At 37.0% G+C, this 14055-nt stretch carries 8 protein-coding genes; 7 read left to right on the top strand and 1 reads right to left on the bottom strand.

Translation table 11 applies throughout. The features are described 5' to 3' along the window. The first annotated feature begins 12 nt into the window (after window positions 1-12). On the top strand, window positions 13-1605 hold the full coding sequence (locus tag J1905_RS05825) for an aldehyde dehydrogenase (NADP(+)) (RefSeq protein ID WP_214226288.1): 1593 nt from the start codon (window positions 13-15) through the stop codon (window positions 1603-1605). 21 nt (window positions 1606-1626) lie between these two features. Further along, complete coding sequence (locus J1905_RS05830) at window positions 1627-2970, top strand: deoxyguanosinetriphosphate triphosphohydrolase (protein ID WP_214226289.1); 1344 nt, start codon at window positions 1627-1629, stop codon at window positions 2968-2970. A 3-nt stretch (window positions 2971-2973) separates the two neighbouring features. On the opposite strand, the gene J1905_RS05835 is transcribed toward J1905_RS05830, so the two are convergent. Further along, a complete protein-coding gene (locus J1905_RS05835; RefSeq protein ID WP_214226290.1) occupies window positions 2974-3861 on the bottom strand; it encodes an AraC family transcriptional regulator in 888 nt (295 codons plus the stop codon). 175 nt (window positions 3862-4036) lie between these two features. Here J1905_RS05835 and J1905_RS05840 point away from each other — a divergent pair, with 175 nt between their 5' ends. Genes J1905_RS05840 through J1905_RS05860 form a run of 5 tightly spaced genes read left to right on the top strand, consistent with a single transcriptional unit; the run spans window position 4037 to window position 14046 of the window. Next, window positions 4037-5062 carry an aldose epimerase family protein gene (locus J1905_RS05840; RefSeq protein ID WP_214226291.1) on the top strand — a complete coding sequence of 342 codons (1026 nt, stop codon included), beginning with the start codon at window positions 4037-4039 and terminating at the stop codon, window positions 5060-5062. Window position 5063: 1 nt separating this feature from the next. Beyond that, window positions 5064-7010 (top strand): glycoside hydrolase family 97 protein, encoded by a 1947-nt coding sequence (locus J1905_RS05845; protein WP_214226292.1) that lies wholly within the window; start codon window positions 5064-5066, stop codon window positions 7008-7010. A 60-nt stretch (window positions 7011-7070) separates the two neighbouring features. Then, a complete protein-coding gene (locus J1905_RS05850; RefSeq protein ID WP_214226293.1) occupies window positions 7071-8417 on the top strand; it encodes a sugar porter family MFS transporter in 1347 nt (448 codons plus the stop codon). Window positions 8418-8473: 56 nt separating this feature from the next. Next, the gene (locus J1905_RS05855; RefSeq protein ID WP_250318013.1) at window positions 8474-11815 is read left to right on the top strand and encodes a DUF5107 domain-containing protein; all 3342 of its coding nucleotides are present in this window, start codon (window positions 8474-8476) and stop codon (window positions 11813-11815) included. A 20-nt stretch (window positions 11816-11835) separates the two neighbouring features. Beyond that, window positions 11836-14046 carry an alpha-galactosidase gene (locus tag J1905_RS05860; RefSeq protein ID WP_214226294.1) on the top strand — a complete coding sequence of 737 codons (2211 nt, stop codon included), beginning with the start codon at window positions 11836-11838 and terminating at the stop codon, window positions 14044-14046. Window positions 14047-14055 lie beyond the last annotated feature (9 nt).

A 14055-nucleotide genomic window follows, 5' to 3' on the forward strand; every position in this document is an offset into this window, starting at 1 on the left:
TTATAAAGAATTATGTCTATAACAGGTGAGAATTTTATTGGAAATATTCGTAGTGGTAAAGGAGAGGGCAGTTTTCAAGCTTTCAATCCAACAGAGAATGTTTCAATATCCGAAAAATTTATTTATGCTACAGAAACTGAGTTAGAGGGGGCACTAACACTGGCACAGCAAGCTTTTGTAATTTACAAAAACACGTCTACAATACAACGTGCGGAGTTTTTAGAAGCAATTGCTGATGAAATAATGGCGCTTGATGAGTCACTAATAGAAAGAGCTGTTGCAGAATCAGGTTTGCCAGTAGGAAGAATAACAGGCGAAAGAGGTCGTACCTGTGGGCAGTTAAAAATGTTTGCTCAGTTGCTTCGTGATGGTTGGTATTTAGATGCAAGGATTGATACCGCACAACCTGAAAGAGCTCCTTTGCCAAAGTCTGACATCCGAAGGATGCTTATTCCAATTGGCCCTATAGCAGTTTATGGTGCCAGTAATTTCCCGTTGGCTTTCTCTACTGCCGGCGGAGATACTGCTTCTGCACTTGCGGCAGGATGTCCTGTGATTGTTAAGGCACATCCTTCACATCCAGGTACAAGTGAGTTGATATCATCTGCAATTATTAAAGCTGCTCAAAGAACCCAAATGCCAGAAGGTGTATTCTCTGCGTTAAATCTTACTAATGATCAATCGGTAAAGCTTGTTCAGCATCCGGTAATAAAGGCTGTAGGTTTTACAGGATCTAGAAAAGTAGGGATGATACTTTATACCGCTGCAGTTAACAGACCTGAGCCCATTCCGGTATATGCCGAAATGAGTGCTATAAATCCGGTTATTTTAATGGACGAAGCATTGAAGGTCAAAGGAGAAGCAATTGCAAAGGGATTGGCTGGTTCTGTAACCATGGGGTCAGGTCAGTTTTGCACTAACCCGGGATTAGTACTACTTATTGAAAGTGAAACAAGCAAGGCTTTTTTGAATCACTTTGCACAGCATCTAATTGCAATTGAACCTGCAACAATGCTAAACAAGAATATATGCGAATCTTATGGTAAGGGCCAGGAAGCAGTAAAAAACGTCAATGGAGTTAGTGTTTTGGCTCAAGGTTTAAAGCCCGCGGATAATAATAGAAATGAAGCCAGACCAATTGCATTTACAGTTTCTGCAGAAGACTTTCTTTCCAATAAGGAGTTAACTGAAGAGGTTTTTGGACCGGCAACGCTTTTTGTATTGACAAAAGATACAGTACAACTTCATCAAGTTTTAAATCAACTAGACGGGCAACTTACCGCGACAGTACATGCAGAACCAGCTGACAAAAACAACTTAATACCGATAATTGATATTATTACTCAAAAAGCTGGTCGTGTTATCTATAATGGTTTCCCAACAGGCGTAGAAGTTTGCCATTCCATGCAACATGGTGGACCTTTTCCTTCAACTACAGATGGAAGATCAACCTCAGTGGGTACTGCAGCTATTTATCGTTTTTTAAGACCGGTATCTTATCAGGACATTCCAGATGAATTACTTCCAGAGGCATTGCAAAACAGTAACCCATTGAGTATTTTGAGGTTGATAGATGGAGCATGGAAAACTGATTTAATACCTTAACTTCGCGCTTATTTTTAAGTTATGAATTGGGAAAAGTTGCTGTCATCAAAACGATGGGGAAATGAAGATAGGTTTATTGGAAATCAGAAAGAAGCTCGGTCAGAGTTTCAAAGGGATTACGACAGGATCATCTTTTCTTCGCCATTTAGAAGATTACAAAACAAAACCCAGGTATTTCCGTTACCGGGCAGTGTGTTTGTCCATAACCGACTTACGCACAGCCTTGAAGTAGCAAGTGTTGGCCGCTCATTGGGCACCATCTTTTACAATAGAATAAAAGATGGTGATGCAAATATCGATGAAACATGCCCTTTGCTTTGCGAAATAGGAAACATTGTAGCTTCAGCTTGTCTGGCCCATGATTTAGGAAACCCGGCTTTTGGTCATTCTGGAGAATCAGCTATATCTCATTATTTTAGTGATGGCGATGGCAAAGTATATCAACAACAGGTAAATGAAGCTCAATGGGAAGATTTAATCCACTTTGAAGGAAATGCCAATGCACTAAGAATATTAACCCATCCGTTTGCCGGAAAGGGTACAGGAGGCTTTGCACTAACCTATTCAACCCTTGCGGCTATTGCTAAGTATCCCTGTGCATCAATTGCCGGACACAATAAAAAGAACATTTATACTAAGAAATACGGGTTCTTTCAGTCGGAGCAAAGTGGATTTGAGAAAATAGCCCTAGAGATGGACCTTATTAAGGTTCAGGAATCGCCACTGATTTACAAGCGTCACCCATTGGTGTATTTAGTTGAGGCTGCAGATGATATTTGTTACAACATCATCGATCTTGAAGATGCGCACCGTTTAAAAATACTTTCCTATAAAGAAGTTGAAGCATTGCTTTTACCTTTATGTAATGATGCTAAAATGCCCTCAAGATTAGCTGAAATGGAAGATGATGATGCAAAAATCACCTTAATGAGAGCAAAATCTATCAGTACATTGATATGGCAATGCTCGAATGTGTTTTACCAAGAACAGGATGCTATATTAAGTGGTGATTTCAACAAAAGCTTAATGGATGCTATTGAAGAGCCATTTTTAGCTGTAATGAAAGAAATAGAAAGGATTTCAATCAGGAAAATCTACAACTACTCGTCAGTGGTACAGATTGAAGTTGCCGGTTATCAGGTGATGGGTGGTCTTCTGGAAGAGTTTATTCCTGCGTATTTACAAAATGAATCAAAATACCATAAGAAACTTGTAGAATTGATACCAAAGCAATTTTTAACACAGAAAGATGATGTTTATTCTAAAATCCAAAGTGTACTGGATTTTGTTTCCGGAATGACTGATATCTATGCTGTAGAATTGTTTAGAAAAATCAAGGGAATATCTTTTCCTTCTATGAGCTGATGACTATTTTTTATGTTTCTTCCTATAATCGGATGGAGATGTGCCAATGAGCTTGCTAAATAATCGTGAAAAATAGTATTGGTCATCAATGCCTATCAATGAGCAAATTTCTTTAATACTTTTATCTGTAAAATACAGGTATTGACAGGAATGTTGTATTTTAAGTTGGTTGTAATAGACAATTGGTGAGATACCAGTTTTTTGCTTAAATATTCTTAAGTAATGTGATAAGGAAATCTTTTGCTGCTCAGCAAGCTGATTGACCGTAAGTTTCTTATCCAGATTATCTTTCATAAAGGAAATGGAGTTACTTACGGCATCTTTATTATATACGGAAGGGTTTATCTCTTTGTAGTAAATTAACGAGGTTACAAAATAGAGTAATCTGAAGTTCATGATCTCCATTTCTTTTGTTCCAAAGCTTTCCTCGAGCATGGTATATATTTGATTAAAGATATTAATTCTGTCTTGCTCAAAGGGAATTGAATGTACCTTAGGATGCCCCTCAACGAGAGAACGTTCATAAATCATTCTTGAATTAACACCACTAAAATGCATCCAGTATATACTCCATGGATTTTTTAATGAACTAAAGTATCTGTGAGATACATTTTTAGGAATGATGAAAAAAGTATTTGCTGTGAGTGTGTAGGCGTTATTATCCAACTCAACTGTACCTTCTCCATCAATACAGTATAGTAAAATAAACTCAGCTGAACCTGTTTTTCTTTCTCGATCATGCCCCAAAGCATGTGGATAGTAGCCTATTGCGGTTAGATAAAAAGAATTAATTAGAGGATTATCCTTAATGCTCTTCCTGATATTTGGAGTAAGGACGATCATTTTCTGTCCTAAAAAACCTTCCTTAATTTTCTTTTTTTCTTCCGTCATATTAAATACTAAGGTATAATAAATGTAATTAATTTTGCAGTTTGTAACACTTCAGTTATGATAACATTATCCATTATTCATTTTAGTTAGTCCATTTATAGCTTCCAAATTCGACGTAAGTTTATCTTTAACTAATATAAATGGAACAGGTTAATCAATTATTTACGTCGTAAAGGTGGTAAACAGCAGAATATCAAGAAAACTCTGGGGGAACTTTAGTGATAAGAACATCTATCTTTTTAAGATAAAAAATAAGAGTGGGGCTTTTGTAGAATTGACCAACTATGGAGCTACAATTGTGTCAATAGTAGTGCCTGACAAGAACAACACTATGGTTAACGTTATTTTGGGGTTTCCAGAACTGCAAGGTTACATTGATGATGATTGTTATTTGGGATCAACTGTAGGCAGATTTGCCAACAGGATTTCTAAAGCTACATTTAGTATTGATGAGATCTGGTACAAACTCGAAGCAAACGATAATGGCAACACAAATCATAGTGCATCGGCCGGATTTAATAATAAAGTTTTTGATTACACTATAGAAGATGATAAGTTAATACTTAGCTTATTAAGCAAAGATGGTGATGGAGGGTATCCAGGAAATCTTTTGCTAAAGGTGTGTTATCAATGGACAGATTTGAATGAACTTTTAATCAGTTATACTGCAGAGACGGATAAGAAAACAATTGTCAATATCACAAATCACAACTACTTTAATTTGTCTGGAGGTGGTAGTAATTTCTTCAATCATGAGCTCACAATTAATGCTACCTCAATAGTGGAAGCTACAGATGATTTTATACCTACCGGTGCAATAGTAGCTGCAGGTGATATTGAATTTAAAAGCACTAAAATGGCAGACAGAATAACCGACTATTTGAATAAGCCAAAAGGATTGAACATATGCTATGTTCTAAATATTAAAGAAAAAGCAGCCACATTAAGAGATCCTCAGTCAGGGCGATCATTAGAGATTTACACCACATATCCAGGATTAATGCTCTATACTGGAGATTATCTTAGAACTAAACATCCAGGTCACCTAGGTGTGCCTTACAAACCATTTGATGGACTTTGCTTAGAATGTCAATATTATCCAGATAGTCCAAATCAACCAGATTTTCCTTCAACAATACTTCATCCTGGCCATATCTACCAGGAAAGAATCACTTATAAATTCAGTACAGAACACAAATAATATGAGAATAAGCTCAATAGTAGCAATCCTGTCTTTAACTTTTTACTTGTCGACAGGAGCATTTGCAAAAGACAAAACCTATCAGTTATCCTCTCCAAATAAGGCTTTAAAAGTGAAATTAAGTTTTGGGGACAGCACTTCGTATTCTATATCATATAAAAATTCAAATGTAATTCTTCCTTCGGTCATTGCTATGGTGTTGCAAAACAAAACACTTGGTAAAACAGCAGTAGTCAAAGAAACACATTCATTGAAGTCAGGAGAATTTAATGAACTGGCTGTTTATTTTTTCGATGAGGATTATTCGCTGATCTTTAGAGCATATAATGAAGGTTTTGCTTATCGTTTTATAACAAGCATTAAAGATTCTATACAGATTCTTGGCGAGAAGGCCACATTTAACATCGCTGGCTCACCTGCAGCAATAGTTCAAGAGACTGATAATTACACTAGTTGGGAAGGCCCATACCTCAGTTATCCATCAACAGCAGAAATTTCTGAAGGCAAGAGAGCGACTACTCCAGCACTCTTTGATTATAAAGAAAAAGGTATAAAAGTTGTAATAGCTGAATCTGATTTATTTGCTTATCCAGGTATGTATATCCAAAAACAATCGAAGAGTTATGTCGGGGATTGGGCAAAATATCCAACAAAAACAGTGATGGGAAGTTGGGGCGACTTTGTATCCGTAGTAAAAGAAAGGGGCGCATACCTTGCCAAAACAAATGGAAAAAGATCTTTTCCGTGGAGAATAATCATAGTAACTGATGATGACAAGGAATTGCTAAACAATCACTTGGTTCGTAAGCTTGCTCGTCCATCAGTAGTTAAGAATACAGATTGGATTAAACCAGGAAAGGCTGCTTGGGAATGGTGGCATGATGCCATGTTGCCGGGTGCGAGTATTCCTTCTGGCATGGCCAATAGAAATACCGACCTCTATAATTACTACGTTGACTTCGCTGCAAACAATAAGTTGGAGTACTTAATGATAGATGCCGGCTGGTCTGATAATTACAACCTAACTAAGGTGAACCCCAAATTAGATGTGAAAGGAGTAATTAAAAGTGCAAAAGAAAAGCGTGTTGGGGTATTTTTATGGTGTGTAGCATCAACATTATTAAAAGATCTTAATGGAAATCTGGATTTTCTGAATTCCATAGGTGCAGCAGGTATTAAAGTGGATTTTTTTGATCGCGACGATCAGGAAGCAATACAATGGATAGAGTTGATCGCTAAAGAAGCAGCAAAAAGAAAACTAATGGTTAATTTTCATGGCTGCAGTAAGCCCACGGGTCTAGAAAAAACATATCCAAATATCGTAAATTATGAAGCAGTAAGGGGCGCCGAATCTGATAAGTGGGATTATACAATTAATCCTGATCATCATTTGATTATTCCTTTTCTCAGGATGCTTGCCGGACCGTTTGATTATACACCAGGCGCAATGCGTAACAAGACCAAAGCCGAGTTTAAGCCGATAGACCCAGGCTTGCCATCTGGGCAAGGTACACGCTGTCATGAGCTTGCGATGTTTGTAATTTACGATCAACCTTTTGCTATGCTAGCTGATTCACCTACAGAATATGAGCAATCACCAGAGGCGATGAAGTTTCTATCCGCCGTACCGACAGTGATAGATGAGACCAAAGTATTAGATGCTAAATTGGCCGAATATGTACTCATGGCTAAAAGAAAAGGGGAAAAGTGGTTTGTTGGAGCTATGACCAACTGGACAGAAAGAAGTATTAAGCTGGATTTTGGATTTTTAGAACCAGGAGTAAATTATACAGCTCAAATCTACACCGATGCCACAGATGCAAATGTGAATGCAACGCATTACGACCTTAAAACGATTACAGTAAACAATAGGATGAAAATGGATCTTAAACTTTCATCTGGTGGTGGTGCAGTAATAATGATAGAAAAGTCCATCTTTAAGAAATAATAATCTATTTGACTGTAGTGATATAATAGACAATTTTAACCAACCAAATTATTAACCTAAATGAACACTGAAAAACTAATCTTTAATCACAAATACATCATCGGTATATCCTTTATTTCAGCCCTGGGTGGTTACTTGTTTGGGTTCGATTTTGCAGTAATATCGGGTGCATTACCCTTTTTAAGAACTCAATTTATGCTTGATGCATGGTGGGAAGGTTTTCTAACCGGATCACTTGCGCTAGGCTGCATAGTTGGGTGTTTGTTCGCAGGAAGTATTGCCGACCGCTATGGTCGCAAGCCCGGTTTAATGATAGCTGCGTTAATTTTTGCACTCTCTTCAATAGGTATCGCTTTTGCATCGAGCTTAACCCTGTTTGTTGTAATGAGGTTTATTGCAGGTATAGGAGTTGGTATGGCCTCAATGCTGTGCCCAATGTATATAGCTGAAATTTCACCTGCTAACGTAAGGGGGCGTAACGTAGCAATTAACCAATTAACAGTTGTTATAGGTATTTTGATTACCAATTTGGTTAATTATTTTTTGGCTGATTCCGGTCCTGATGCATGGCGCTGGATGTTTGGATTAGGCGTAGTTCCATCCGTAATATTTCTAATTGGGGTATTGTGGTTGCCAGAAAGCCCAAGATGGTTAGTTAAGGCAGGTTATCCCGAAAAAGCCAAGACAGTTTTGTTAAAATTAGGTTCAGAATCTTTTGTAACCACAACATTTTCAGATATCGAAAAATCACTTGTTGGAGTAAAAAAGCAATCCTACAAAGCCGTATTTGAAAAGAGTGTTCGACCTGCAGTTATTGTAGGTATTATATTAGCAGTGTTTCAGCAACTATGTGGCATTAATGTAGTGTTCAACTATACCTCAACTATATTTGAATCCGTTGGAGCAAACCTCGACAGACAATTATTTGAAACAGTTGCTATTGGTGCCGTAAACCTTGTGTTTACTTTGTTAGCGATGTGGCAGGTTGATAAGTTAGGTAGAAAACCACTTATGCTTATTGGATCGTTAGGTTTATCAATTGTGTATATTATACTGGCATTTTTACTTCAAAATCAGTTTCCGGCAAGTCTTGTATCTATTTTCGTATTATTGGCAATTAGCATGTATGCAATCTCATTGGCTCCGGTTACCTGGGTGCTGATCTCAGAGATTTTTCCAAATAAAATACGTGGGGCAGCTTCCTCAGTAGCAATTATATCATTATGGGGAGCCTATTTCATCCTTGTATTCACCTTTCCAATATTAGCTAAGAAGCTAGGTACGTTTGGTCCATTCTATTTGTATGCAGGTATTTGCTTTTTAGGCTTCCTGTTTATCAATAAAAGAGTTAAAGAAACAAAGGGACAAACATTGGAAGAACTTGAAGGAAACTTCGCAAGACATTAGCAAAAAGCTATCTGACATAACAACAATCAATAATATAATTACAAAAATCATTTCTAATGAAAAGCATGAGCGTAAGCGTTTGGGAAGAAAAAGTTACCATACCAACTTATGGTACTGGCAAGCCTAATAAAAACCCTATGTTCTTTGAAAAGAGAATTTATCAGGGAAGTAGTGGCGCGGTTTATCCTAATCCGGTTGTAGAGAAAATACTTGATGAAAAGACTGATAAAGAATATGTAGGCCTATTTTTGGAAAACGACTATATCAAAATGATGATCCTTCCAGAACTAGGAGGACGTATTCAGATGGCTTACGATAAAATAAAAGAAAGGCATTTCATTTATTACAATCAGGTAATTAAACCTGCATTAGTAGGTTTAACAGGCCCATGGATTTCTGGCGGTATAGAGTTCAACTGGCCTCAACATCATAGGCCCACTACTTTTAATGCCATTGATTATAAGATTGAAGAAAATAGCGATGGCAGTAAGACCGTTTGGGTTAACGAGGTTGAACAGATGTTTCATACCAAGGGAATGGCTGGTTTTACCCTTCATCCAGATAAAGCATATATAGAAATTAAAGCCAAATTGTTAAACAGATCGGCTCTGCCACAAACTTTTTTATGGTGGGCAAATCCAGCAGTGAAGGTGAATGATTATTACCAGTCTGTTTTTCCACCAGATGTAAATGCTGTTTTTGACCATGGAAAACGTGATGTATCAACTTTTCCAATTGCTACGGGAACATATTACAAGGTAGACTATTCTCCAGGTACTGACATATCTATGTACAAAAACATTCCGGTGCCAACTTCTTACATGGCCATTAACTCTGATTACGATTTTGTGGGCGGGTATGAGCATGATAGCAAAGGTGGCTTATTGCATGTGGCTAACCACCATGTTTCGCCGGGTAAAAAACAATGGACCTGGGGGCACAGTGATTTTGGGGTAGCCTGGGATAGGAACCTGACCGATGAAGACGGCCCTTACATTGAATTGATGACGGGTATGTTTACTGATAACCAGCCTGATTTTACGTGGCTGATGCCTAACGAAGAAAAATCGTTTACGCAATACTTTATGCCTTATCGTGAATTAGGGGTGATTAAGAATGCAAGCAAGGATATTCTATTGTCTATTAATAAGAAAGAGAATATAGTTGAATTAAAAATTCAGGTAACATTTGTACAGCGAGACTTAGCTATAAAGCTCAGTTATGGTAACAAAAGCTACTTTGAAGCGGCAGCCACAATAACTCCTTTAGAAGTATATATAAGGGAAATAGAGGTTGACAACAGTTTTAACGAGAATCAATTATTGCTTATTATCAATAATGCAAAGGGGCACGAATTACTGCGTTATGAGCCTTCAAAAAATAAGGTTAACGAGATTCCAGAACCTGCAAAACCTGCATTGGCTCCTGATGAAATTACAAGTAACGAACAGTTATTTTTAACAGGACAGCATTTAGAACAATACAGACATGCGACTTATAGTCCGGTTCCTTATTATGAAAAAGCACTTGAAAGAGAGCCAGGAGATATAAGAAATAACAACGCGCTTGGACTTTGGTATTTAAGAAGAGGTCAGTTTGAAAAAAGCGAACCTTATTTCCGTAAAGCAATAGAAACGAGCATTGAGCGAAATCCAAATCCTTATGATTGCGAAGCATATTATAACCTTGGGCTTTGTCTTAAGTTTCAAGATAAACTGGAAGAAGCCTATAAAGTATTTTATAAATCCACCTGGAATAAAGCTTACAAAGACAGTGCTTATTTTTCAGTAGCACAGATTGATATGATTAAAGAAAACTATGAACTTTCTTTGGATCACATTAACCACTCTATAGATAACAATGCCAATAATAGTAAGGCCTATGTGATCAAATCTGCAGCGTATAGAAAGCTAAATCAGGCAGATCTTTCCATCCGAACAACTAATCTTGCTCTTGAAAAAGACGCCTTTAACTTAGGTGCGCTATTTGAAAAAGTATGTGTTTGCAGGTTGTTAAATGATGTGCAGAATGAAGAGAGATCTTTAAAAGAACTACTTACTTTGGCCAGAGGTTATGAGCAAAACTTTATTGAATATTCAATAGATTATGCGGAAGCCGGGTTATTTAAAGAAGCTATTGATTTACTTTCTTATGCCATAAAAGGAGTAGAGACAAACCCGCTGGTTTATTACTACCTTGGATATTTTAACCACAAATTAGCACAGACGGAAAAGGCAATTGATAATTTCAAATCTGCTGCTCAAGCCGAATCTTATCTATGTTTCCCAAACAGATTACAAGAAATAAATGTATTAAGAACAGCCATAGCGTTAAATCCAACAGATTCTAAAGCTCCTTATTATCTTGGAAACTTGTTTTATGATAAACGCCAGTATAATGAAGCTATAGCTTACTGGGAAGCTTCAGTTGAATTAGAGGGTAATTTCCCAACTGCGTTAAGAAACCTGGGAATAGCTTATTTTAACAAGCGCAATAATCAGGAACTAGCTTTGGCCTGTTTCGAAAAGGCTTTTGAATTAGATCCTAAGGACGATCGTTTATGCATGGAGTTGCATCAACTCTATAAAAGATTAAACAGAAACCCTAAAGAACGTTTAAGCTTTTTGGAAAAAAATCTGGATGTTGCTCTTCAAAGAGATGACGTTTATCTGGATTTAGTATCAATTTATAATTTTCTTGGCGAGAATGAAAAGGCCTTAGAGTTGCTGATGCAACATAAATTCCACCCCTGGGAGGGTGGCGAGGGTAAAGCTTCAGGCCAGTATGTATGTAGTCTAATTGAACTTGCAAAAGAGAAAATACAACATGAATCTTATAAAGAGGCTATTGCCTTGTTGAATGAGGCTCAAACTTATCCTCATAACCTCGGTGAAGGAAAGCTTTATGGAGCACAAGAAAACGACATATTCTATTGGTTAGGTTGTGCATACGAAGGCTTAGATGACCAGAAAAATGCCAATGACTATTTTGATAAAACCACAAAAGGGCTTGATGAACCTTCGGCCGCTATGTTTTACAACGATCAGCAACCCGACAAGATTTTTTATCAGGGATTAGCCTGGAAAAAAATAGGCAATACCACTAAAGCCGAAAATATATTTAAGAAGCTAATAGACTATGGTAGTCAACATATTAATGATGTTGTAAAGATAGATTACTTTGCAGTTTCACTACCAAACCTATTAATATTCGAAGATGATCTAGACATTAGAAATAAAGTTCATTGCTATTTTCTGCAAGGTTTAGGTTATCTTGGCCTTGCAAAATTTGAAAATGCTAGTGCCGCACTATTAAAAGCCCTTGAACTTGATGCAGAGCATCTAGGAGCAAGGCTTCATTTAGATATGGTTAAGCAGCATTTTAATTATACAACCTAACACCAAATATTTTTTAAAACATGAGACTAAAGTTACCCTCAATTCCCGCTTACGCATCGGTTGCAGTGCTTTCAGCGAGTCTATTCTTAAGCCCCGATAGGCTAACAGCACAAACCATCATCCCAATTGAAACACAAAATAATGCCTTAATACTACAGGCAGATGCGAATAAAGATTTAGGAACAGTATATTTTGGTAAAAAACTATCCAATAGCAGCGAGTATGGTCAGGTAATGGGTGTATTTAAGCAAGCTCCGGATTACACCGGAATGCTTAATTCTGCATATACCTCATCAGGTTCACGAAATTTATTAGAACCTGCTATTACGGTTACTCATGCAGATGGTAATAACTCTTTAGATTTAAAATATATTAGTCACGATTTAAAGAAGATAAATGATGATGTATCCTTGTTAAGCATCATCTTAAAAGACCCAGCCTACAATTTTACTGTTACACTTTATTACAAAACATACTACAAAGAAGATGTAGTAGAGCAATGGTCATCAATTAAACATGGCGAAAAAGGCAATGTAACACTACATAAATATGCTTCAGCAAATCTTCATGTAAAAGGAGCAAGTTATTATTTGAACCAATACCATGGAGATTGGGCTAAAGAAATGCAGTCAGAAGAATCGAAACTCACCCATGGCATCAAAACTTTGGATACTAAGTTAGGTACAAGAGCTAACCTTTTCCAGCCATCTGTATTCATGGTGTCGGTAAACAAACCTGCTACGGAAGATGAGGGTACAGTATTATTTGGCGCTTTAGAGTACAGCGGAAACTTCCGTACTGACCTGGAAGTTGATTATCAGGATAATCTTCGTATTATTTCAGGTATAAACAATTATGCTTCACCTTATACACTTAAGCCAAATGAAGAGTTTGTTACACCTGTTTTCTTGTATACATTATCTACTCAAGGTAAAGGTGTAGCGAGCAGAAACCTACAAAACTGGGCCAGAAACCACAAACTTCTTGATGGTAAAGGCACAAGATTAACCTTATTGAATAACTGGGAAGCTACCTATTTCGACTTTAACGAAACCAAACTTGCCGGTCTTTTAAAAGACACAAAAAAATTAGGTGTAGATCTATTTTTATTGGATGATGGATGGTTTGCCAACAAATATCCTCGTAATGGTGATGGCGCCGGATTAGGCGACTGGGAAGAAAACAAAGAAAAACTTCCTAATGGAATATCATCTTTAGTAAAAGAAGCTCAAAATAACAGTGTAAAATTTGGTATCTGGATCGAGCCTGAAATGGTTAATCCTAAAAGTCAATTGTACGAAAAACATCCTGATTGGGTAATTAAACAACCTAAAAGAGATGAGTATTATTTCAGAAACCAATTGGTCCTTGATTTAACTAATCCTAAAGTTCAAGACTTTGTTTATGGTGTGGTTGAGGATCTTTTCACTAAAAACCCAGATTTAGCTTATATTAAATGGGATTGTAATGCGGTTATTTACAACGCTCATTCTGCTACACTTAAAAACCAATCACACTTTTATATTGAGTATGTAAGAGGCTTGTATAAAGTATTAGAGAGAATTAGAGCTAAATATCCTAAAGTTCCTATGATGCTTTGTTCTGGTGGTGGCGGTAGGGTAGACTATGCTGCTTTGCAATACTTCACTGAGTTCTGGCCAAGTGACAATACAGACCCTCTTGAGCGTATTTTTATGCAGTGGGAATATTCTTATTTTTATCCTGCAATAGCCAGTTCAAATCACGTAACAGATTGGGGTAAACAACCTATCAAATTCCGTACAGATGTTGCTATGATGGGTAAATTAGGCTTTGATATTGTGGTTAGTCATTTAAAAGACGACGATCTTAAATATTGTCAGGATGCCATTACAACCTACAATGATATAAAATCAATTATCTGGCAAGGCGATCAGTATCGTTTATCGAACCCTAAAGAATCAAGTGTTGCTTCAATGGCGTATATCAATGAAAGCAAATCTTCGGGTGTTATTTTCAACTACCTTGTAAACTACAGATATGGTGTAAACAGTAGCTTACCGATTTTGTTAAAAGGACTTGATGCCACTAAGAAATACAAAATTGAGGAGATCAACCTTTATCCGGGTACAACTTCATCAATAGATAAGAACAAGCTTTACACCGGAGATTTCTTAATGAAGATTGGATTCAATCCTGATGTAAATTCATCGAGAACCAGTGTAATATTAAAAATAGAAGAAGCCAAGTAAATTAGCCCT

Origin of the sequence: Pedobacter sp. B4-66 (assembly GCF_018492665.1) — a bacterium.
Classification (GTDB): Bacteria; Bacteroidota; Bacteroidia; order Sphingobacteriales; family Sphingobacteriaceae; genus Pedobacter.

What these genes read in the sequence shown, in the direction of transcription:
- J1905_RS05825 (WP_214226288.1), top strand. Translation starts at nt 13, where the DNA reads ATGTCTATAACAGGTGAGAATTTTATTGGAAATATTCGTAGTGGTAAA.
- J1905_RS05860 (WP_214226294.1), top strand. Translation starts at nt 11,836, where the DNA reads ATGAGACTAAAGTTACCCTCAATTCCCGCTTACGCATCGGTTGCAGTG.
- J1905_RS05850 (WP_214226293.1), top strand. Translation starts at nt 7,071, where the DNA reads ATGAACACTGAAAAACTAATCTTTAATCACAAATACATCATCGGTATA.
- J1905_RS05845 (WP_214226292.1), top strand. Translation starts at nt 5,064, where the DNA reads ATGAGAATAAGCTCAATAGTAGCAATCCTGTCTTTAACTTTTTACTTG.
- J1905_RS05830 (WP_214226289.1), top strand. Translation starts at nt 1,627, where the DNA reads ATGAATTGGGAAAAGTTGCTGTCATCAAAACGATGGGGAAATGAAGAT.
- J1905_RS05835 (WP_214226290.1), bottom strand. Translation starts at nt 3,861, where the DNA reads ATGACGGAAGAAAAAAAGAAAATTAAGGAAGGTTTTTTAGGACAGAAA.
- J1905_RS05855 (WP_250318013.1), top strand. Translation starts at nt 8,474, where the DNA reads ATGAAAAGCATGAGCGTAAGCGTTTGGGAAGAAAAAGTTACCATACCA.